Source organism: Novosphingobium sp., from assembly GCF_041905565.1.
Taxonomy (GTDB): domain Bacteria; phylum Pseudomonadota; class Alphaproteobacteria; order Sphingomonadales; family Sphingomonadaceae; genus Novosphingobium.
Genome location: NZ_JAYRKX010000010.1, coordinates 12954 through 32061 on the forward strand (window position 1 = coordinate 12954; position 19108 = coordinate 32061).

Annotated in this window: 20 protein-coding genes; 10 read left to right on the plus strand and 10 right to left on the minus strand. The window is 67.2% G+C overall.

Features of this window, described 5'->3' with window-relative positions:
• Window positions 1-61: 61 nt before the first annotated feature.
• Window positions 62-745: a DUF4197 domain-containing protein gene (locus ACE3N9_RS09530; protein ID WP_374283220.1), complete on the minus strand. Its 684-nt coding sequence runs from the start codon at window positions 743-745 to the stop codon at window positions 62-64.
• A 238-nt stretch (window positions 746-983) separates the two neighbouring features.
• Between ACE3N9_RS09530 and ACE3N9_RS09535 the strand changes: the two genes are divergently transcribed.
• Together ACE3N9_RS09535 and ACE3N9_RS09540 are read left to right on the plus strand one after the other, a co-directional pair.
• Entirely contained in the window at window positions 984-3902 is a 2919-nt protein-coding gene (locus ACE3N9_RS09535) for a M16 family metallopeptidase (RefSeq protein ID WP_374283222.1), read from the plus strand.
• Window positions 3903-3955: 53 nt separating this feature from the next.
• Window positions 3956-4255: a hypothetical protein gene (locus ACE3N9_RS09540; protein WP_374283224.1), complete on the plus strand. Its 300-nt coding sequence runs from the start codon at window positions 3956-3958 to the stop codon at window positions 4253-4255.
• A gap of 99 nt (window positions 4256-4354) precedes the next feature.
• Here ACE3N9_RS09540 and gatB read toward each other — a convergent pair whose 3' ends face one another.
• The 7 genes from gatB to rpsU all read right to left on the minus strand — a co-directional run bounded on the left by gatB (window position 4355) and on the right by rpsU (window position 11414).
• Complete coding sequence (gene gatB / locus ACE3N9_RS09545) at window positions 4355-5851, minus strand: Asp-tRNA(Asn)/Glu-tRNA(Gln) amidotransferase subunit GatB (RefSeq protein WP_374283226.1); 1497 nt, start codon at window positions 5849-5851, stop codon at window positions 4355-4357.
• A gap of 54 nt (window positions 5852-5905) precedes the next feature.
• Window positions 5906-7051 carry an acyltransferase family protein gene (locus ACE3N9_RS09550; protein ID WP_374283228.1) on the minus strand — a complete coding sequence of 382 codons (1146 nt, stop codon included), beginning with the start codon at window positions 7049-7051 and terminating at the stop codon, window positions 5906-5908.
• Between the two features lie 17 nt (window positions 7052-7068).
• A complete protein-coding gene (locus ACE3N9_RS09555; protein WP_374283230.1) occupies window positions 7069-8517 on the minus strand; it encodes a sulfatase-like hydrolase/transferase in 1449 nt (482 codons plus the stop codon).
• Window positions 8518-8643: 126 nt separating this feature from the next.
• The gene (gene gatA, locus ACE3N9_RS09560; protein WP_374283232.1) at window positions 8644-10131 is read right to left on the minus strand and encodes an Asp-tRNA(Asn)/Glu-tRNA(Gln) amidotransferase subunit GatA; all 1488 of its coding nucleotides are present in this window, start codon (window positions 10129-10131) and stop codon (window positions 8644-8646) included.
• Window positions 10131-10433, minus strand: coding sequence for an Asp-tRNA(Asn)/Glu-tRNA(Gln) amidotransferase subunit GatC (gene gatC, locus ACE3N9_RS09565; protein ID WP_374283234.1), 303 nt, complete (start codon window positions 10431-10433; stop codon window positions 10131-10133). Before gatC ends, gatA begins: the two co-directional genes overlap by 1 nt.
• Window positions 10434-10514: 81 nt before the next feature.
• Window positions 10515-11078, minus strand: a complete 564-nt coding sequence (locus tag ACE3N9_RS09570) for an FKBP-type peptidyl-prolyl cis-trans isomerase (protein ID WP_374283236.1) — start codon at window positions 11076-11078, stop codon at window positions 10515-10517.
• A 129-nt stretch (window positions 11079-11207) separates the two neighbouring features.
• On the minus strand, window positions 11208-11414 hold the full coding sequence (gene rpsU / locus ACE3N9_RS09575; RefSeq protein WP_147088947.1) for a 30S ribosomal protein S21: 207 nt from the start codon (window positions 11412-11414) through the stop codon (window positions 11208-11210).
• 437 nt (window positions 11415-11851) lie between these two features.
• On the opposite strand from rpsU, the gene ACE3N9_RS09580 reads away from it, so the two are divergent.
• From ACE3N9_RS09580 to ACE3N9_RS09615, 8 genes are all read left to right on the plus strand, one after another.
• Window positions 11852-12052, plus strand: a complete 201-nt coding sequence (locus tag ACE3N9_RS09580; RefSeq protein WP_374283238.1) for a hypothetical protein — start codon at window positions 11852-11854, stop codon at window positions 12050-12052.
• Between the two features lie 138 nt (window positions 12053-12190).
• Complete coding sequence (locus tag ACE3N9_RS09585; RefSeq protein ID WP_374283240.1) at window positions 12191-13726, plus strand: sodium:solute symporter; 1536 nt, start codon at window positions 12191-12193, stop codon at window positions 13724-13726.
• Between the two features lie 10 nt (window positions 13727-13736).
• A complete protein-coding gene (gene crcB, locus ACE3N9_RS09590) occupies window positions 13737-14147 on the plus strand; it encodes a fluoride efflux transporter CrcB (RefSeq protein ID WP_374283242.1) in 411 nt (136 codons plus the stop codon).
• On the plus strand, window positions 14144-15346 hold the full coding sequence (locus ACE3N9_RS09595; RefSeq protein WP_374283245.1) for an RluA family pseudouridine synthase: 1203 nt from the start codon (window positions 14144-14146) through the stop codon (window positions 15344-15346). The genes crcB and ACE3N9_RS09595 overlap by 4 nt, the downstream gene beginning before the upstream one ends.
• Window positions 15346-15963 carry an FMN-binding negative transcriptional regulator gene (locus tag ACE3N9_RS09600; RefSeq protein WP_374283247.1) on the plus strand — a complete coding sequence of 206 codons (618 nt, stop codon included), beginning with the start codon at window positions 15346-15348 and terminating at the stop codon, window positions 15961-15963. Before ACE3N9_RS09595 ends, ACE3N9_RS09600 begins: the two co-directional genes overlap by 1 nt.
• Window positions 15960-16613, plus strand: coding sequence for an HAD-IA family hydrolase (locus ACE3N9_RS09605; RefSeq protein ID WP_374283249.1), 654 nt, complete (start codon window positions 15960-15962; stop codon window positions 16611-16613). Before ACE3N9_RS09600 ends, ACE3N9_RS09605 begins: the two co-directional genes overlap by 4 nt.
• Complete coding sequence (locus tag ACE3N9_RS09610) at window positions 16610-16819, plus strand: hypothetical protein (protein WP_374283251.1); 210 nt, start codon at window positions 16610-16612, stop codon at window positions 16817-16819. Before ACE3N9_RS09605 ends, ACE3N9_RS09610 begins: the two co-directional genes overlap by 4 nt.
• Window positions 16816-17511, plus strand: coding sequence for an ATP12 family chaperone protein (locus tag ACE3N9_RS09615; protein ID WP_374283253.1), 696 nt, complete (start codon window positions 16816-16818; stop codon window positions 17509-17511). Before ACE3N9_RS09610 ends, ACE3N9_RS09615 begins: the two co-directional genes overlap by 4 nt.
• On the opposite strand, the gene ACE3N9_RS09620 is transcribed toward ACE3N9_RS09615, so the two are convergent.
• Together ACE3N9_RS09620 and ACE3N9_RS09625 are read right to left on the minus strand one after the other, a co-directional pair.
• Window positions 17508-18140, minus strand: coding sequence for an ABC-type transport auxiliary lipoprotein family protein (locus ACE3N9_RS09620; protein WP_374283255.1), 633 nt, complete (start codon window positions 18138-18140; stop codon window positions 17508-17510). The two genes, ACE3N9_RS09615 and ACE3N9_RS09620, sit on opposite strands and share 4 nt — an antisense overlap.
• Window positions 18137-19099, minus strand: a complete 963-nt coding sequence (locus ACE3N9_RS09625) for an MlaD family protein (protein ID WP_374283257.1) — start codon at window positions 19097-19099, stop codon at window positions 18137-18139. Before ACE3N9_RS09625 ends, ACE3N9_RS09620 begins: the two co-directional genes overlap by 4 nt.
• Window positions 19100-19108 lie beyond the last annotated feature (9 nt).

Consider the following 19108-nt stretch of genomic DNA (forward strand, 5'->3'; position numbering starts at 1 on the left):
GGGGTGCCAATGCAATTTTCATCGCACCGCCCGCGCCGCCCGTCCTTGATCCAGCGCAGGATCAGTTGCCCAGAATGCCTTTCAGCAGGCTCTCTGCGGGCTTGAGCGGGTTTGTGCGCAGTTTAGCTTCCTCGGTGCCCATGTATTTGAAGATGCCGTTCAGCACCTGATCGGTCACCGATGCGCCCAGTTTTTCGTGGCTGATCCCGGCCAATTGGGCCAGCGCCCCCTTCTTCGCCAGCTTGTCGAGCGCGCCATAGGCCCCGACCTTGACCAGCCCGGAATCGACCAGCGGGCGCAGCTTTGCGGTCAGCTCGCTCGCCGCGCTGCGGCGCAGATACTGGCTCGCCCCGTCGTTCTGGGTGGCAATGCCCGGCACGTCGGCCAGGGTCAGCCTGCCGATCGCGGCGCGGAACACGGGCTTGGCCTCTTTCGCGGCAAGGCCGGCGGCATCGTTGAGCTTGCGGGTCAGCCCATCGGTCAGCCCCAGCTTGCTGCCCTGATTCAGCACCTGTCCCAGCAGGCCGCCCGCCCCGCCCACCAGCGGCAGCATGATCCGCACCGCCGGATCGGCATAGAACGCGCCCGGCACCGCCAGCTTGTCGAGCGCGGAGTCGCTGGCCTTGCCCAGCAGGCCGGTCAGGCCGCTGCCGAGCACCTGCGCCTGCGCCCCGGCGGCAAATGGCAGCGCCGCCAGACCCAGCAGCAACATGCGGCGTTTGATCGGAAATTCCCTCTGCGACACGGGTTCCTCCTGCGTAATTTATGCCACGGTGTCACACACTTGCCCTGTCCGCAAGGTGAACCCCCGAAGGCGAAACAGGCGGGGCCGCAACCGGGTTCCGCCCCCGTCGAAGCGCCAACCTGCCGGTCCCGCCGCGCGTACGCCGGTATGCCCGGACACGCGGTTCGTCGAATTGTTGTATCGGGCGATAAAACCGGCATGATTGACCATGCCAAACCGTAACCGGGATCGAACCGTCATGCGCCGTATTGCCGCCGTTTCCATGATTGCCCTGTCGCTCAGCGGCTGCTCGATTTTCGCGCCGCGGCGCGCCGCCGCGCCGCCCCCCACCCCGCCAGTGACCGAAGCGCTGGTCATCCCGGTTCCTGCCCCACCCCCGGCGCCAGCGCCGCTGGCCGAACTGGTCAAGGCGGTCGACATTCCGTTCGAGACGTTCAAGCTGGCCAACGGGCTGACGGTAATCGTTCACACCGATCGCAAGGCGCCGATCGTGGGGGTAACCACCTACTACCGCGTCGGTTCCAAGCACGAGCCGCGCGGGCGCACCGGCTTTGCTCACCTGTTCGAACACCTGATGTTCGGCGGATCGGAAAACGTCCCCAACTTCGACATTCCGCTGGAAGGCGCAGGCTCGACCAGCACCAACGGATCGACCTGGTACGACCGCACCAACTATGTCGAAACCGTGCCCAAGGGCGCGCTCGACCTGGCGCTGTTCATGGAAAGCGACCGCATGGGCCACCTGCTCGGCGCGGTGACGCAGGACAAGCTCGATAAGCAGCGCGGCGTGGTCCAGAACGAAAAGCGCCAGGGCGACAACCAGCCCTATGGCCTGGAAGACTATGCGGTCGGCGAAGGGCTGTTCCCGGTCGGCCACCCCTATCGCCATTCGACCATCGGTTCGATGGCCGACCTCAATGCCGCAAGCCTGTCCGACGTGCGCAAGTGGTTCACCGACAATTACGGCCCGAACAACGCCGTGCTGGCGCTGACCGGCGATATCGACGCGGCCACCGCCCGCCCGCTGGTGGAAAAGTGGTTCGGCCAGATCCCCGCCGGCCCGGCTGTGGCCAAGGTGACGGCGGGTCCGGTTGACCTTGCCGCCCCGGTCAAGCGCGACATGGCCGACCAGGTCCCCAACCTGCGGCTGACCCGGGTGTGGAGCGGGCCGGGGCTGAACGATGCGGATGCCGCAGCGCTGGAAGTGGGCATGGACATCCTTGGCGGGCTGTCCAGTTCGCGGCTCGACAACGCGCTGGTGCGCGGCGGCAAGCAGGCCGTCTCGGTCAGCGCCAGCGCCCAGCAGCACGAACAGACGAGCATGCTGCAAGTGGCGATGATGGTGCGCGAAGGCGTGCTGCGCGGCGAGGCCGAGGCCGCGCTGGACGGCGTGATTGCCAAGTATCTTGGAGAAGGCCCGAGCGAGGACGAAGTGCGCCGCAGCGCCACCCGGCTGGTCAGCCAGGAAATCGGACAACTCGAAGTGGTCGGCGATTTCGGGGGCAAGGGCATGACGCTGGCCGAAGGGCAGCTCTATTCGGACGATCCGGCGCAGTACAAGGCGCGCCTGGCCCGCATCGCCGCGCTGACCCCGGCTGACATCAAGGCCGCGCTGAACCGCTGGCTGAGCCGCCCGGTGCTGGCGGTCAACACCCTGCCCGGCCTGCGCACCGAACAGGGCGAAGCGATGGGCGGCTGGGGCGACGAGGCACAGCGCCCGGCTCCGAAGGCCGATGCGAAGAAGCCCGCCCCCAAGCTGGCCAGCGGGCCCAAGCGCACCCCTCCGCCGGTCGCCCCGGTGGGCGACCTGGCATTTCCGGGGATCGAGCGCGCGCGGCTGGACAACGGCATTCCGGTGGCGCTGGTGCGCCGCATCGGCGTGCCCAAGGTGATGGTCAACCTCAGCTTCGCATCGGGCACGGCGGCGGATTCTGGCGATGCACCTGGCACCCAGTCGCTGATGCTGGCGCTGCTTGATGAAGGCACAGCCGACAAGAATTCGGTTCAGATTGCCGAAGCACAGGAACGGCTGGGCGCGACGATCACGGCCGCAGCCGGGCTGGACGCCAGCGCGGTCACGCTCGACGCGCTCAGCGCCAACCTTGCCCCCTCGCTCGATCTGCTGTCCGAAGTGGTGCGTCGCCCGGCCTTCCGCGCCGAGGACGTCGCCCGCGTGCGCGACCAGCGCCTGGCCGAGATCGCCCAGGCCGAAGCCAATCCCCGCGCACTGGCCGCGCGGGCCATGGCGCCGATCCTGTATGGCAAGGATCACCCTTACGGCCTGCCCAGCGACGGGCTGGGTACCGCCGAGGCGGTCAAGGCGATGACGCCGGACAGCCTGCGCAGCGCGCACGAGCACTGGTTCCGCGCCGATGGGCTGAAGATCACCGTGGTCGGCGATGCAACCATGGCGCAGTTGCTGCCGCTCTTGAACCAGAGCTTCGGCAACTGGGGAATCAAGGCTTCGGCCTACCCCTTCGTCAGCATCGATCGCCCGGTTCCCGCGCCGCAGCCGCGCATCGTGCTGATCGATCGCCCGAATTCGCCGCAATCGGTGATCATGGGCGGGCGGGTGCTGCCGCTGAAGGGTACCGATCAGGACAAGGAAGCCCTTGACCTGGCCAACGAGGTGCTGGGCAACGGCTTCCTCAGCCGCCTCAACATGGACCTGCGCGAGGACAAGGGCTGGTCCTATGGCGTGCGGTCAAGTGTTTCCAGCCCGATCGGCGCGCGCGCACTGACCGTCACTGCCCCGGTGCAGGCGGACCGCACCGGCGATTCGATCAAGCTGATCATGGCGCAGATGGCCGCTTTCCCCGGCAAGAAGCCGGTGGATCCGGTGGAACTGGCGCGGGTGACCGATGGCAATGTGCGCGGCCTGCCCAACCGCTTCCAGACCAACGCCCAGGTGCTGGGCGCGGTGGTGGCCGGGCAGCGGCTGGGCCGCCCGGATGATTACATCGCCACGCTTGCCAGCCGCTATCGCAAGATCGACGCCAAGGCGATCGACGCCATGGCCGGGGAGTTCCTGCACCCGCAGGGGCTGGTATTCGTCGTGGTCGGCGATCGCAAGCTGGTCGAACCGCAGCTCAAGGGCCTTGGCCTGCCGGTCGAGATCGCCTCCCCGGTTGACAGCGGCGGCGCATCAGGCAAGTGATAGCGCTACTTACCCCTTTGTAAGTTTACCCCCAACGACCGAGGAGAGTGACAATGTCTGTTGCCGGAACCTACGAATGCGTGACCAAGACCCCGATGGGTGACCAGAAGAGCGACGTGACCATCGTGGTCGACGGCGACACCTTCACCGGCACCAACATCGGCGCGATGGGCTCGATGGAACTGGAAAACGGCAAGGTCGATGGCAACACGCTGACCTGGTCGATGAAGATGACCGTGCCGATGCCGATGACCCTGGAAGGCACCGCCACCGTTGATGGCGACAGCCTGACCGGCTCGGTCAAGGCCGGTGCCTTCGGCTCGTTCCCGATGAGCGGCACCCGCAAGGCCTGATTTTCAGGCGGCATTGCCAGAAACAGGAAGGGCGCCGGAGCGATCCGGCGCCCTTTGTGCTGGGCGTGGGAACCAGCGGGAAGCCTGCCCCGCTGGCCGTTAGCCCAGCTTGGCCTTCAGCACCTGGTTGACCAGCTGCGGGTTGCCCTTGCCCTGCATGGCCTTCATCGTCTGGCCGACGAAGAAGCCGAACAGGGCTTCCTTGCCGCCCTTGTACTGTTCGACCTTGTCCTGGTTGGCGGCCAGCACCGCGTCCACCGCAGCTTCGATCGCGCCGGTGTCGGTGGTCTGCTTCAGCCCTTCGCGTTCGACGATGGCGGCGGCGCCGTCGCCGGTTTCGAGCATCTTTTCCAGCACCTGCTTGGCAATGCTGCCCGAAATCGTGCCATCGGCCACCAGCGCCAGCAGTTCCGCCCCGCTTTCCGGGCTGACCGGGCTGTCGTCCAGCCCCCGGCCCAACTTGTTGAGCGCGCCGAACAGTTCCGAGATCAGCCAGTTCGCCGCCTGCTTGGCGACGTCAGCTTCGGGCTTGCCGGCCTTGGCGGCGGTGGCGGCCAGCAGCACTTCGAACCAGCGCGCGGTTTCGACGTCCGAGGTCAGCACCCCGGCGTTGTAGGCCGACAGGCCCAGCGCGGTTTCATAGCGGTGGCGCTTGGCATCGGGCAGTTCCGGCAAGGACGCGCGGCATTCTTCAAGGAACGCATCGTCCAGCACCAGCGGCAGCAGGTCCGGGTCCGGGAAATAGCGGTAATCGTGCGCATCTTCCTTGCTGCGCATCGAACGGGTGGTGTTCTTGTCCGGATCGTAGAGCCGGGTTTCCTGCACCACCGTGCCGCCGTCCTCGATCAGGTCGACCTGGCGCCGTGCCTCGCTTTCGACCACGGCCATGACGAAGCGGACCGAGTTGACGTTCTTGGTTTCGGTGCGGGTGCCGAACGCTTCGCCCGGCCGGCGGACCGAGACGTTGACGTCGGCGCGCATCGAGCCCTGATCCATGTTGCCGTCGCAGGAACCGACGTAGCGGACGATCTGGCGCAGCTTGGCAAGGTAGGCCCCGGCCTCCGCGGGCGAGCGCATGTCCGGGCGGCTGACGATTTCCATCAGCGCCACGCCCGAGCGGTTGAGATCGACGTAGGACATGGTCGGGTGCTGATCGTGCATCAGCTTGCCCGCGTCCTGCTCCACGTGGATGCGCTCGATCCCGATCGTCTTGGTGCTGCCTTCGGGGTCCTTCTCGTCGAGGATCACCTCGATCTCGCCCTCGCCCACCAGCGGGTGGTACAGCTGGCTGATCTGGTAGCCCTGCGGCAGATCGGCGTAGAAGTAGTTCTTGCGGTCAAACCGCGACCACTTGTTGATCTGGGCGTTGATCGCCATGCCGGTGCGCACCGCCTGGCGGATGCATTCGCGGTTCGGCACCGGCAACATGCCGGGCATCGCCGCATCGACCAGGCTGACCTGGCTGTTCGGCTCGGCCCCGAACGCGGTTGCCGCGCCCGAAAACAGCTTGGAGTTGGAAGTGACCTGCGCGTGGACTTCAAGGCCGATCACGACCTCCCATTCGCCCGTGGCGCCCTGGATGCGATAAGTGCTCATGACCCCAGCCGATAGGGCCGCCTCGCGCCTGTGAAAAGGGGGAAAAGCGCCGCGCTATCCAATCCTCGGCGCGATCCGCCGCGACCATTCGCGCAGCGGGCGCTCGACCAGGGCGTACATCACCCCCGCGGCCAATACGGCGACCAGCAGCGCGGCCAGTCCGGCCAGATCGGCGTACAGCCCCAGCGCCCCCGACAGGGCCGGGCGGTTCGCCCCGGTTCCCGCCACGAACAGGCCCTGCCAGCCCAGCGCCCCGGCAAGCCGGACCAAGGCCGACATCGCCGCACTTTCGGCCAAGGTATGGACCATGTAAAGCGAGTAGGACACCGCCCCCAGCCAGACGAACGGCCGCCCCAGCAGCAGGTGCGAAACCACGCCGCGCTGCGCCGCGAAGACCAGTACGAGCAGGGCGAACAGCAGGTCGAACCCCAGCGTGAACGGCAGGAAGCCAGCGCGCAGGATCGCCCAGACCAGCAGGGCCGACAGTCCCAGCTCGGCCGCGCTCAGCGCCGCGCCGGTCGGCTTTCGCGCCCAGGGTTCAAGCCAGGTCCAGGCGCGCCAGGCAGCAACCCCCAGTCCGAACCCGCACAGCCCGCGCAGCAGCTTGTGATAACCGCCGATCAATTCGGTCCAGGTCATCAGCCAGCCCGCCAGCAGCGCGATGCCCAGGCTGGCCACCCACCATCCCCGGCCCAGCCGCCGCCAGCCCAGCGCGGCCAGGACATAGAGGAGCATTTCAACCGAGATCGACCAGCTCTGGATCGACCAGGTCATGATCGCCGCAGGCACCAGCGCCTGGAGCAGCAGCAGCTGCACCGCGAAATCCTCCGGCCCGCGCGTGGCACCAAAGGCCGCGCGCCCGGTCAAGGCCGCGCTCCCGCTCGCCCAGACAAAGAGTTCGATGCTCAGGTAGGCCAGCAGCACGATCAGGTGCACCGGCCAGATCCGTCCCACCCGCAACCACAGGAACCGGCGCGGCGGATAGCCCGCGAGCAAGCGCTCGCCATAGGCCGAGGCGATGACGAACCCCGACAGGACAAAGAAGAAATCGACCCACAGGCTGCCGAGCCAGAAGAAGCGCTGCCCGAGCACCGGCCCCTGCGCGCCCAGGTGCTCGATCGCGACGATCAACGCAGCCACGCCGCGCAGCGAATCCAGCGCCTGGAAACGGTGCGGCGCGGGGGCTGCGGGATTTCCCATTGGCCCTGCGCGCCAGTTCAGGGAACAGTCGGCCCGGACTTGCGCGTCAGCACGATGAACGGCACCTGTCCGCGCTCGAACGCCTCGCGCTTGTCGACCATGGCAAAGGGCGGGGCATGGTCACCATAGATATAGACCACGTCCGGCGGCACCGGCGCCTCGGCAATCTGCTTGCCCAGCCGGGCGAGCAGGTTCGACATGGTGTTGGCATAAAGGCACAGGTCAGGATCGGTCACGCCGGCAATGGCTCCGCAGCGATCGTCCCCCAGGCTGGAAACGCCCAGCGGAAAGTGGCTTTGCAGGGTCATCACATGGGCCATCGCCTTGTGCCGGGCCGAAAGGAATTCCAGAGCGGCTTCGACCACGGTGCCGTCGCAGGTCCCGACGAAGGTGTTGTCCTCGCACACGGTCACGCCGGGATTGTGGCGATGGAAATCGTCCCCGAACATGGTCTCGTCAAACCCGATCCCGGGATAGATCTGGACACGATTGTAGAAATAGCCGGTGTTGCCGTGCAGCCCGATGGTTTGGTAACCCTGTTTGCGCAGCTGCGCCGGTAGGCAGTTCGGCCCGATTCTGACGATCGATTCCTTCCCCGGCGTACCCAGCGTGCGCAGCCCGCACAGTTCGCGCAGTTCGCCGGACAGGGTTGCGCCCTTGAACGGATGACGCCCCATTTCGACGGTATAGACCTGGCCCACGGCCCGCTCGAGCGGCGCAAAGACCACTGCGTTCGCCGCCGGATCCTTGAACAGGCCCAGCGCTTCGACCGACAGCGAGAGGATCCGCGCCGGGCGCTGCGCCGCAGGCAGGTCAAGCACGCGCTGCTGCATGGCGGGAAAATCGACCGGTTCGGCGCGAAACCCCTGATAGTTGATCCAGGCCTGGCCGAGGTGATATAGGCTCAGCGCTCCGCTGGTCGCCACGTTGATGCTCAACGCATTGCGCCGTTCATTGGACGATCCCAGCTTTTCGGCGCCAACCACCACCAGGGTGACCAGCAGCACCGGCCAGATCCGGGCCCGGTCCAGCCGGACTGGCCGGACCAGCAGGTAGACCAGGAACATGGCCCCCAAGCCCAGCACGGCCCATTTCAGGATCGTGCCCCACGGCCAATAGGACGCAAAGGCCAGATAGTCTGCGACCAGCACCGGATCGACCAGGTAGATTACCCCGATGCCGACCAGCACCTGGACTGAAAACGACGCGATGATCGCCAGGAAGCCAAGCCGGATCAGCCAGATATTGCCAATCCGCGCGCCCAGCAGCATCAACACGTAGGCGAGCACGAAATCGAGGTCGAACCACGGTCCGGTAAACCCGAACCGGGTTGAAAGCGCCTTGTAGACCAGCGTCGGCAGAGCAATCAGCAGCAGTACGGCAAAGCCGGTGGCCCGCCAGTTGCTGCCGTCCACCGGGCGCAGCCGGGTGCGCAGCGCCACCAGCGCCGGCAAGACCTTTTGCACTACTCGCCTTGTCATTCGACAGCCCACCAATGACACCCGCAGGTGCCCCGTTCGATCCAGCTTCGACCCAGGAGGGTAGGCAGTATCAGCCGGAATGTCGGGCCGCTACGCATTATTGCATATTTTTTACCACCACCGCTGAGGCCGGGCAGCGAAGCCGGCGCGCTGCTCGATCGCGAGGCCAGCGTTGAGCACACCCTGTTCATCAAACGGCTTGCCGACGATCTGCAGCCCGAGCGGCAACCCTTCGCGGTTCAGGCCAGCGGGCACCGACATGGCCGGCAGCCCGGCCAGGCTCGCCGGCACGGCGAACACGTCGTTCAGGTACATCGCCAACGGATCGGAGACCATTTCGCCCAGACCGAACGCGGCGGTCGGCGCGGTCGGCGCCAGGATCACGTCGCACTGGGTGAAGGCATTCTTGAAATCGTGGCTGATCAGCGTGCGGACCTTCTGCGCCTGGGTGTAATAGGCGTCGTAGAACCCGGCGCTCAGCACATAAGTGCCGATCAGGATGCGGCGCTTGACCTCGGCCCCGAAACCGGCGGCGCGGGTGGCGGCGTACATGTCCTGCAGGCCAGCCCCTTCGGGCAGATCGCGCAGGCCGTAGCGCACCCCATCATAGCGAGCGAGGTTCGACGAGGCTTCCGCCGGGGCGATGATGTAATAGGTCGGCAGCGCATACTTGGTGTGCGGCAGCGACACATCGACCACTTCCGCGCCCGCGTCCTTCAACCATTCGATCCCGCGGTCCCAGCTGGCCGCGACATCGGCATCCAGGCCGTCGACCCGGTATTCGCGCGGGATGCCCACCTTCTTGCCCTTGAGATCAGCGCTGAGACCCGCTTCCCATTCGGGCACCGGCAGGTCGAGGCTGGTCGAATCCTTGAGGTCGAACCCGGCCATTGCCTCCAGCATGATCGCGCAGTCGCGCACGTCGCGGGCCATCGGCCCGGCCTGATCGAGCGAGCTGGCGAAAGCAACGATGCCCCAGCGGCTGCACCGCCCGTAGGTCGGCTTGATCCCGGAAATGCCGGTAAAGGCGGCGGGCTGGCGGATCGAGCCGCCAGTATCGGTCCCCGTCGCCGCCGGGCAGAGCCGCGCGGCCACGGCCGCCGAGCTGCCGCCCGAGCTGCCACCCGGGGCCATCGGCGCATTGCCGCCGTCATTGCGCCGCCAGGGCGAAATCACGTTGCCGAAATAACTCGTCTCGTTCGACGAACCCATCGCGAACTGGTCAAGGTTGAGCTTGCCCAGCATGCCGGCGCCGGCATCCCACAGCTTCTGGCTGACGGTGCTTTCGTATTCGGGCCTGAACCCTTCTAGGATGTGGCTGGCCGCGGTGGTCTGCACGCCCTTGGTGGCGAACAGGTCCTTCATCCCGATCGGCACGCCGCCCATCTTGCCCAGCGGCTGCCCGGCGGCGCGGCGCGCGTCGGTAGCGCGGGCCGCTTCAAGCGCGGCTTCGGGCGTGGTGACGATGAACGCGTTGAGCGCATCCTGCGCGGCGGCAACATTGGCGTTGAACGCTTCGGCCACTTCAACGGCGGTGAAATCGCCATTGGCCACGCCATCGCGGATCGCGGCAATCCCCAGGTCAGTCAGGTCAGTCATTATTCGATCACCTTGGGCACGCCGAAGAAGCCGTGTTCGGCTGCGGGGGCATTGGCCAGCACCGCATCGCGGCGTCCGCCGCCCGTCAGCGGATCGGCGTCAATCACGTCATCGCGCAGGCGCAGTTTGTTCTCGATCACCGCGGTCATCGGTTCGATCCCGCTCACGTCCACTTCGCCGAGCTGTTCCACCCAGGCGAGAATGCCGTTGAGTTCGGGGACCATCGCATCAAGCTCAGCCTCGCTCACCTTGATGCGGGCCAGCGAAGCGATCTTGGCCACGGTTGCGGTATCGACCGACATGGCGTTCCTTTGCGTTACGGGTTCAGCCCCGCGCTAGCACCGGCCAGCGCGGGCTTCAACATCTGGCGCCGGGGCGGTGCCTCAGCGCGGCGGGCCGGCGGGCAGGACGCCTTCGGGCAGCGGCGGTTCGCCGGGCGCGGCGCCCTGACCACCCTTGCCGCCCTGCTGCTGCATCTGTTGAAGCTGCTGCATCATGCGCTGCTGCGCCTCGATCTCGGCACGGCTCTTGAAATCGATCAGTTCGATTTCGAAGGTCAGGTCGGAATTGGGCGGAATGTCGCCGGCGGCCTTGTCGCCATAGCCCAGCGAGGCCGGGATGAAGACCTTGTACTTGCCGCCGCGCTGCATCTGTTCGAGCGCCTTGGTGAAACCGGGGATCACGCCTTCGACCGGGAATGCGGCCTGTTCCTGCTGATCGAACACCTTGCCGTTGGCCAGCGTGCCCTTGTACTTGATCAGCACCACGTCGGCCACGGTCGGCGAAGCGCCGGCACCGGCCTTGACCACTTCGACCGCGACATTGGCGGGCTTGGTCGCATAGGCGAGACCGCCGGCGGCGAGCGCGGCGGCGGCGATGCCGATCCACAGCTTTGCAAGGGCGCCCTTGGCGATGGGCTGCAGGGGAACGCGGGTAATTTCGGTCATGCTGGCCTTCCTTGACGCGCCGGATGCGAAAAGGGCGCGGATTCGTCCGCGCCCTCATGGCTTATCACGCTTTGGCGTTCAAGCATTCCGGTAAGGCGAAAACACGGTTTCCGCCTTAATCGGCCTGCCTTACTTGACGCCGTCGCGTTCCATCCGCTTGCGCTCCATCTTGCGGGCGCGGCGCACGGCAGCAGCCTTTTCACGGGCGCGCTTTTCCGACGGCTTTTCGAAGTGACGGCGCAGCTTCATCTCGCGGTACACGCCCTCGCGCTGCAGCTTCTTCTTGAGCGCACGCAGAGCCTGTTCGACATTGTTGTCGCGGACGAGAATTTGCATAAACCGACACACCTCACATACAAAAAGGCCAGAACCCCGCGTTATGCCTGTGCGGGGGAGCACCCTTTAGATCAGCAACAGAAAGACGGACCGAATCCACACGGATCGGCGCGAACCGGCGGGCGGCTAGCAGAGAGTCGGGACCATGGCAAGCCGGGAAGTTCCGGAGGCGGGGGCACTTTTGCCCCGCAGGCCCCGCCAATGCTGCATGAAACCAGCACCGGATCGGAAGCGACAAAGCTTCTTTCGGGGCGCCCTAGTGGAGTATCCTGCGACAAGCCGCAATCCCTTGGGAGAGATTGCCGATGCATAACAGCCGCAACCGCCGCGCCGTGTCAGACCGCCACGGACCCCGGCCATCCGGGCGCCCCATCGCCACGCCGCCGGTCATTGCCCTACCGCAGCGCTGCGCTCTTGCTTCCAGGCGTCCGGCCGGAATGGCCGCGCAAATCGCCTGGTGGCTCCAAGGCCGCGCCCGCGCCTTGTCCCGGCTGCTGGATTCCCTGTCCGGACCGGAGCGCCCCGCCCCCGGACACCAAACAGAACTGGCCCGGCTGCGCCAGGAAAACGAACGCCTGCGCGCCCAGCTGGAAGCCCTGCTGGCGCTGCGCCCGCAGCCGGCCATGCCCGACACCTGACCCCCGGCTGGCGGCGGCACTGGCTCGTCCCCCCGCACCGCACCCGCCCGTGCCGCCGCCCTTCTTGTCTGCCAGCGCCAATTGCCACCCGCAGCGATCTGTGGTCAGTGCCGCGCCGGAAGGGGGCTGAGCCAGCCGATGCATACCAGTTTTACCGCGGCCGACTGGGCCGTGCTGGGCCTTTATGTTGCCTTGCTGGCGCTGGCTGGCTGGCTATCGACCAAGCGCGGCCTCGCCAGCCGTGACGATTATTTCCTGGCCGGGCACCACGCCCCGACCTGGCTGGTGGCGGTTTCGGTGCTGTCCACGGTACAATCGGCGGCGACGTTCCTGGGCGCGCCGGATTCGAGCTATCGCGGCAACTTCACCTACCTGTCTGGGGTGATCGGCGCGCTGCTGGCCGCATGGATCGTCGCGCAGGTGCTGATCCCGCGCTTCTACGCACTGGGGGTGACGACCGTTTACGAGCTGCTCGAAACCCGGTTCGATGCGCGCGCGCGGCGGGCGGCGGCGCTGATGTACCTGGTGGGGCGCATCCTGGCGAGCGGGGCACGGCTGTACCTTGCAGCGATCGCGGTCTCGATGATCCTGTTCCTCGATGTCTCCGCCCCGCACATTGCCATGGCGGCTTTCGTGCTGCTGCTGTTCGGGCTGGTGTTCACCTTCATGGGCGGGCTGCAATCGATCATCTGGAGCGATCTGGTGCAGGTCGTGCTTTATGTCGGGGCGGCGCTGGTGGTGGCGGTCTACCTTTGGCAGCTGATTCCGCTCGACTTCGCGCAGTCGGTCGAGGCGCTGCGCCATGCCCCCGGCGGCGACAAGCTGACCGTGATCGACTGGACACCCAACCTGTCCGCCCCATTCGGCATTTTCGCGGTGCTGACCGGGGTGACCCTGCTCAACGTCGGCTCCTCGGGGCTGGATCAGGACATCACCCAGCGCCTGATCTCCTGCCGCGATGCGAAACAAGGCAATGCCGCGCTTTACCTCGCCAACTGGGTCAGCCTGCCGGTGATCGCGCTGTTCCTGCTGATCGGCGCGCTGCTCCATCTCTATTACGCGGGCGGGCACGGCCCGGCGGGAACTTTCCAGGGCGAAAAGGTCACCGTGTTCATGCACTTCATCCTGACCGAACTGCCCCCCGGCCTGCGCGGGCTGGTGACGGTGGGAGTGATCGCGGCGGCCGCGATCAATTCCGGGCTGATCAGCATGGCCTCGGTCCTGGTCAACGACCTCTACCGTCCGTGGAGCGAGGCGCGCGGCGGTCACGGCGAGGCACACTACGTCCGCGCCGGGCGCATCGCCTCGGTGCTGCTGGGACTGGCGCTGTTCGGCATGGCGATCCTGTCCTTCTACTGGCAGCACTATTCCGATGCCTCGCTGCTGGAATTCGTGCTGGGGGTGATGGCCTTTGCCTATTCCGGGCTGATCGGGGTCTACGGCGTGGCGCTGTTCACTGCGCGCGGCAGTTCGGCCAGCGCGATTGCCGCCTTTGTCGCCGGGTTCCTGACCGTGCTGGCGTTCCAGCCTTATGTCATCGACCTGGCCGGCCTGCCCGCCGCCCTCAGGGGCATCGCCTTCCCGTGGCAGCTGGTGGCGGGCACCATGGTCGCCGCGCTGGTTTGCGCCGCCGCGCCGGGCAAGGGAGTGGCGCGCGGCGCAACAAGCGGCTAAGGCCCGGACGATGAGCAATCCCCCACCCTTTCTGGCCAGTTCCCTCTACGTCGCCCTTGGCGGCGGGATCGGAGCCTGGCTGCGCTTTCTGACCGGCCGGGTCTGGACCCAGGCGATCGGCCCGGTCGCGGCCAGCGCATTCCCCTGGGCAACGCTGAGCGTGAACCTGATCGGCAGCTTCGCCATGGGGCTGCTGGCCGGCTGGCTGGCGCGGTTCGGCACCTACGGCGAAGGCTGGCGGCTACTGCTGGGCGTCGGCGTGCTGGGCGGCTTCACCACCTTTTCCGCCTTCAGCCTAGAACTGGCCGGCATGGCGCAGCGCGGCGCGCTGGGCATGGCGGCAGGCTATGCGCTGGTTTCGCTGGTGGGCGGGGTGGCCGGGCTGTTCGCCGGCCTGACAATGATGCGGGTGGCGGCATGAGCGAGAACGTCCGCCAGTTCACCGTGGGCGCCGATGATGACGGCGTGCGGCTTGACCGCTGGTTCAAGCGCCATCTGCCGCAAGTCGGCTTTGCCACGGTCAGCCGCTGGGCGCGCACCGGGCAGATCCGGGTCGATGGCAAGCGCGCCGACGTGGCCGACCGGCTGGCCAAGGGCCAGGTCGTGCGCGTGCCCCCCGGCGGCGATGCCCCCGAGCGCAAGGCCCGCGCGCGCAAGCCGCTGACCGAAGCGCAGATTGCCTTGGCCGAAAGCATGGTGATCACCCAGGATCCCGCCGCAATCGTGCTGAACAAGCCGCCGGGCCTGGCGACCCAGGGCGGCAGCGGCACTTACGAACATGTCGACGGGCTGCTTGATGCCTTCGCGCCCGATGGCCCCCGCCCGCGCCTGGTCCACCGGCTCGACAAGGATACATCCGGCGTGCTGCTGATCGCGCGCACCCCGGGCAGCGCGGCATACTTTTCCCGGCACTTCTCCGGGCGTTCGGCGCGCAAGATCTATTGGGCGCTGATCGTCGGCGTCCCCTCGATCGAGGACGGGCTGATCGACCTGCCGCTGGGCAAGCAGCCCGGCAGCGGCGGCGAAAAGATGATGGTCGACCAGAGCGAGCATGGGCAAACCGCCCGCACCCGCTACCGCGTGCTCGACCGGGCTGGCAACCGCTGCGCCTGGGTTGAACTGCAACCGCTGACCGGGCGCACCCACCAGCTGCGCGTGCACATGGCGGCGATCGGCCATCCGATCGTCGGCGATGGCAAGTATGGCGGCCCCGATGCCTTCCTGTCGGGCAGCATCAGCCGCAAGATGCACCTGCACGCGCGCCGCCTGATCATCGACCATCCGGACGGCTCCCCGCTCGACGTGGTGGCGGAACTGCCCGAACATTTCGCCGCCAGCATGGCGCAGCTCGGTTTTGACGAGGAACTGGGCGCGGAATTGCCCGATCCGCCCAAGCTGGATCCTCGCACCGCCGCGAAACAGGCGGCCAAGGCCCATTCGAAGCAGCTGCGCAAGGAAAACCGGGGCGAACGCCGCAGCCGGGGCAAGTCGGACGCGCCCAAGGGCCCGGGCAAGCCGCCCGCCAAGAAGCGCGGCCCGACCAAGGGCAAAGGCTCGCCCGTGCCCGCAGCCAAACGCCCGCCTGCCAAGCGTCCACCCGGCAAGCCGAAACCGCGCTGATGCATCCCAGCCAGTCCTTCCGCTTTTCCGGCACCGAGGCTGAGCGGCGCGAGCTGCTGGAAACCATGCTGGACGAGATCAGCTTCGGCATGATCTTCGCCCAGACGCCGGATGGCCCGCGGGTGGCGCACACGCCGTTGATCTCCACCGGCGACGGCGCGGTGCAATTCCACCTGTCGCGCGGCAACGCCATGGCCAAGTATCTGGACGGGATGACCGTCCTGGCCGTGATCAACGGCCCTGACGGTTATGTCAGCCCGCGCTGGTATGCCGATCCGCAGGAGGTGCCGACCTGGAACTACGTCACGCTGGAACTTGAAGGACGGGTGCGGCGGCTGGGCAGCGAAGCGCTGACCGCCTTGCTGGAGGACCTTTCGACCCGCCACGAGGACCGGATCGAGGAAGGCGAGCCCTGGACGCTCGACAAGCTGCCGCCGGACAAGCTGCGCGCCATGCTCGCGGGGATCGTCGGCTTCGAACTGGAAGTGCAGGTCTGGCGCGAAACGCTCAAGCTCAGCCAGAACAAGCCGGCCGATGAACGCGCCCGGCTGGCCGATGGGCTGGAAAGCGAAGGCAGCCCGGCGATTGCGTCGATCATGCGGAGCCTGGCGCCATGACCGTCCGGCTGGCGGTGTTCGATTGCGACGGCACCCTGGTCGATGGCCAGGCCGGGGTGTGCCACGCGATGGAGCAGGCCTTTGTCGAAACCGGCCTGCCCGCGCCCGACCGGCACCAGGTGCGCCGGATCGTCGGGCTGAGCCTGCCGCAGGCGATCCGCCTGCTCGCCCCGCAGGCCGACGAGGACCTGCGCGCCGAGATCGACCGGCAATACCGCGTCATCTTCCGCGCCGCGCGCGAGGCCGGACAACTGGTCGAGCCACTTTATGACGGCATCCGCGAATTGCTCGATGCGCTGCTGGCCGATGGCTGGACGCTGGGCGTCGCCACCGGCAAGAGCGACCGGGGGCTGGAGCACTGCCTGGCGAGCCACGGCCTGTCGCGTCATTTCCTGACCCTGCAGACCGCCGACCGCCACCCGTCAAAGCCGCATCCGTCAATGCTCGACGCGGCGCTAGCCGATGCTCTGGCCTTGCCCGAACAGGCGGTGATGATCGGCGATACCCAGTACGACATGGCCATGGCGGTCAACGCCGGGGTGCGCGGACTGGGAGTCGACTGGGGTTATCACACCACTGCCGAACTGCGCGATGCCGGGGCCCTGGCCGTGGCCACCAGCCCGGCGCACCTGCTGGAGCTACTGGCATGAACGACGATCTGGCGCGCACCCGGTTCCTGTTCCTCAACCTGATCCGCCTGGGCGCGCTGGCGCTGGTGCTGTTCGGGGTGACTATCGCTGCGGGCAAACTGGGCTGGCCGGAATGGATCGGCCTGGTCCTGGCGCTGGCCGGGGTGGCCGAATTCTTCTTTCTCCCATGGATGCTGGCAAAACGCTGGAAAAGCACTGATCAATGAAGCGGTTCTACAAGGAAGTTGCCGTCACATCTGAGGCTGGCGGCTGGCGCGTAACCTTGGACAGGCGCGGCATTCGCACCGCGCGCGGCGCGGCGCAGCTGGTGCCGACCCAGGCCCTGGCCGAAGCGATGGCGCAGGAATGGGCCGAACAGGGTGAAACGATCGATCCCGCGCGCTTCATGCTGCGCGACATGGCCGACTATGCGATCGACGTGGTTGCCGCCGAGCGCGGCGACGTGATCGCCACGCTGCTGGGCTACGCCGAAACCGACACGCTGTGCTACCGCGCCGAAGCCGGGGAACCCTTGCTTGAGCGGCAGGAGGCGGTGTGGGAACCGCTGCTGACCGCCGCCGAGGCGCGCTGGGACGTGCATTTCGAACGGATCGGCGGGATCATCCACCGCCCCCAGCCCGCTGCCACGATCAAGCGCCTGGAAACCGTCCTGCAAGCGGAAGGCCCCTTTGGCCTGGCCGCGCTCAACACGCTGACCTCGCTCGCGGCCTCGCTGGTGATCGGCTTGGCGGCGCTGGCACCAGATGCGGAAGCCGAGGCGCTGTGGGCCGCCGCCGAACTGGAAGGCGACTGGCAGGCCGAACAGTGGGGCAAGGACGCCGAAGCCGAGGACCGCCGGGCGCGCCGCCTCGGCGCCTTTGCCAGCGCGATGCGGTTTGCCGCGCTGGCGCGGGGTTAACCGGCCTTCAGCCAGTCGGCGACTTGCGCGGCGACCTCATTCGCCGCCTTGTTCAGCGCTGGCCCAACCGACTCCGGCTTGGCCGAAACCCCGGGCACCACGGCTTCGAAACGCTTGCTGGCCAGCACCCCGCTGGCATCGCTGCGCAAGGCATCGAACCGCACGACCACGGCCTGGCGCTGAGCATCGTAGCCCATGTCGAGCAGGCGGCCAGACAGGCGCTGCGCGACCAGCGGCACGGCCTGATCGTCTTCCAGCACCAGCCGCCCGCCCTGCGCGCGCAGGGTTTCGGCCAGCAAGCTGCGGAACAGCCGCGCCGGGCGTTCCACCCACAGCGCGTTCTGGAGATAGGCGACGCCGCTGGCGCTGAGCTGCACCGGCACGCGCTGCACCGCCAGGCGGCGGTCGGTTTCCGGCTCCATCACCATCACCGCGTCGCTGCCGGGCTTGCCCATGCTGACGGCCCCGGCCGGCACGGCCGCGGCCGCGGACAGGTTGAACAGCACCGGCGGCGGTTTGCCCCCGCCAAGGCCGAAGCAGCCCGACAGGGCCAGCGCCAGCATGGCAACGAAGGCGCCGCGGGCGGGCATGGTGTGGCGCATCATGGCGGTTTCCTTCTGCCCGGTCATGGCTTGTAATCCGGCAGCTTCTGGCTGCCGCCGATCAGCGATCCGGCACCCTGGTCCTGGACCTTTTCGGTGATGTCGCGCAGCGCCCGGGTGGTTGCCCGCAAGTCGCGGATCGCGGCTTCGGCCTGGGGCAGCGTGGTTTCATTGAGCTGGCGCGTGGCCGGACGGGCATCGGCAATCATCTTGTTGAATTCGTCCGACGAACGCTCGACCGATTTCAGCGACTGGCGGAACTGCACCAGCATCTGCTTGCCTTCGGTGTTGAGCGTCGCATCGGTGTTGACCGCGGCCTGCTGGAACGCCTGCACCGCCACTTGCGCATCGGCCAGGGTCTTCTGCAGCTCCACCATGGTCCGCTGTACTTCGGGCGAGGCATTGGCCAGCTGCCCGGTCATCCGGTCGGTATTGGCCAGGATGTTCTCGATCGACTGCTGGTTCTTGTCGGAAAAGACCATGGTCATCCGCTCGGTCAGCGTTGCCAGCCGTTCCATCAGCACCGGCGCGCTGTTGAGCAGTTCGCCCAGGCCCCCGCGCTTGGTCGGGATCACAGGCACGCCTTCGGGGCAGCCGGCGCGGGGATTGTCCTTGGGACATTCGATTGGCGGGGCGCCCTTCATCGCGCCTTCCAGTTGCAGGTTGGACACACCGGTAAAGCTGCCTTGGATCGTCGCCGTGGTGCCGACCAGGATCGGCACGTCAGGTTCCACCGCAATCCGCACCCGCACGAAGCTGGGGTCCTTCTTCCACAGCTCGATCGTCTTGACCTGCCCCACCGGCACGCCCGAGAAATTGACCGCCGATCCCTTGGACAGGCCATCGACCGCCTGCTTGAAGAAGATGTCGTATTCGTGCCGGTCGCCCTGCCCCAGCCGGGCGATCCAGACGATGAACGCCACGACCAGGGCCAGCAAGGCCAGGGTCACAGCACCCACCCAGACGTTATTGGCCCTCGTCTCCATCGCGAAGCC

Bases quoted from the DNA above. Each gene is read 5' to 3' on its own strand.
- ACE3N9_RS09535 (WP_374283222.1), top strand. From the start codon at position 984: ATGCGCCGTATTGCCGCCGTTTCCATGATTGCCCTGTCGCTCAGCGGC.
- ACE3N9_RS09540 (WP_374283224.1), top strand. From the start codon at position 3,956: ATGTCTGTTGCCGGAACCTACGAATGCGTGACCAAGACCCCGATGGGT.
- gatB (WP_374283226.1), bottom strand. From the start codon at position 5,851: ATGAGCACTTATCGCATCCAGGGCGCCACGGGCGAATGGGAGGTCGTG.
- ACE3N9_RS09550 (WP_374283228.1), bottom strand. From the start codon at position 7,051: ATGGGAAATCCCGCAGCCCCCGCGCCGCACCGTTTCCAGGCGCTGGAT.
- gatA (WP_374283232.1), bottom strand. From the start codon at position 10,131: ATGACTGACCTGACTGACCTGGGGATTGCCGCGATCCGCGATGGCGTG.
- gatC (WP_374283234.1), bottom strand. From the start codon at position 10,433: ATGTCGGTCGATACCGCAACCGTGGCCAAGATCGCTTCGCTGGCCCGC.
- ACE3N9_RS09570 (WP_374283236.1), bottom strand. From the start codon at position 11,078: ATGACCGAAATTACCCGCGTTCCCCTGCAGCCCATCGCCAAGGGCGCC.
- rpsU (WP_147088947.1), bottom strand. From the start codon at position 11,414: ATGCAAATTCTCGTCCGCGACAACAATGTCGAACAGGCTCTGCGTGCG.
- ACE3N9_RS09580 (WP_374283238.1), top strand. From the start codon at position 11,852: ATGGCCGCGCAAATCGCCTGGTGGCTCCAAGGCCGCGCCCGCGCCTTG.
- ACE3N9_RS09585 (WP_374283240.1), top strand. From the start codon at position 12,191: ATGCATACCAGTTTTACCGCGGCCGACTGGGCCGTGCTGGGCCTTTAT.
- crcB (WP_374283242.1), top strand. From the start codon at position 13,737: ATGAGCAATCCCCCACCCTTTCTGGCCAGTTCCCTCTACGTCGCCCTT.
- ACE3N9_RS09595 (WP_374283245.1), top strand. From the start codon at position 14,144: ATGAGCGAGAACGTCCGCCAGTTCACCGTGGGCGCCGATGATGACGGC.
- ACE3N9_RS09600 (WP_374283247.1), top strand. From the start codon at position 15,346: ATGCATCCCAGCCAGTCCTTCCGCTTTTCCGGCACCGAGGCTGAGCGG.
- ACE3N9_RS09605 (WP_374283249.1), top strand. From the start codon at position 15,960: ATGACCGTCCGGCTGGCGGTGTTCGATTGCGACGGCACCCTGGTCGAT.
- ACE3N9_RS09610 (WP_374283251.1), top strand. From the start codon at position 16,610: ATGAACGACGATCTGGCGCGCACCCGGTTCCTGTTCCTCAACCTGATC.
- ACE3N9_RS09615 (WP_374283253.1), top strand. From the start codon at position 16,816: ATGAAGCGGTTCTACAAGGAAGTTGCCGTCACATCTGAGGCTGGCGGC.
- ACE3N9_RS09620 (WP_374283255.1), bottom strand. From the start codon at position 18,140: ATGACCGGGCAGAAGGAAACCGCCATGATGCGCCACACCATGCCCGCC.
- ACE3N9_RS09625 (WP_374283257.1), bottom strand. From the start codon at position 19,099: ATGGAGACGAGGGCCAATAACGTCTGGGTGGGTGCTGTGACCCTGGCC.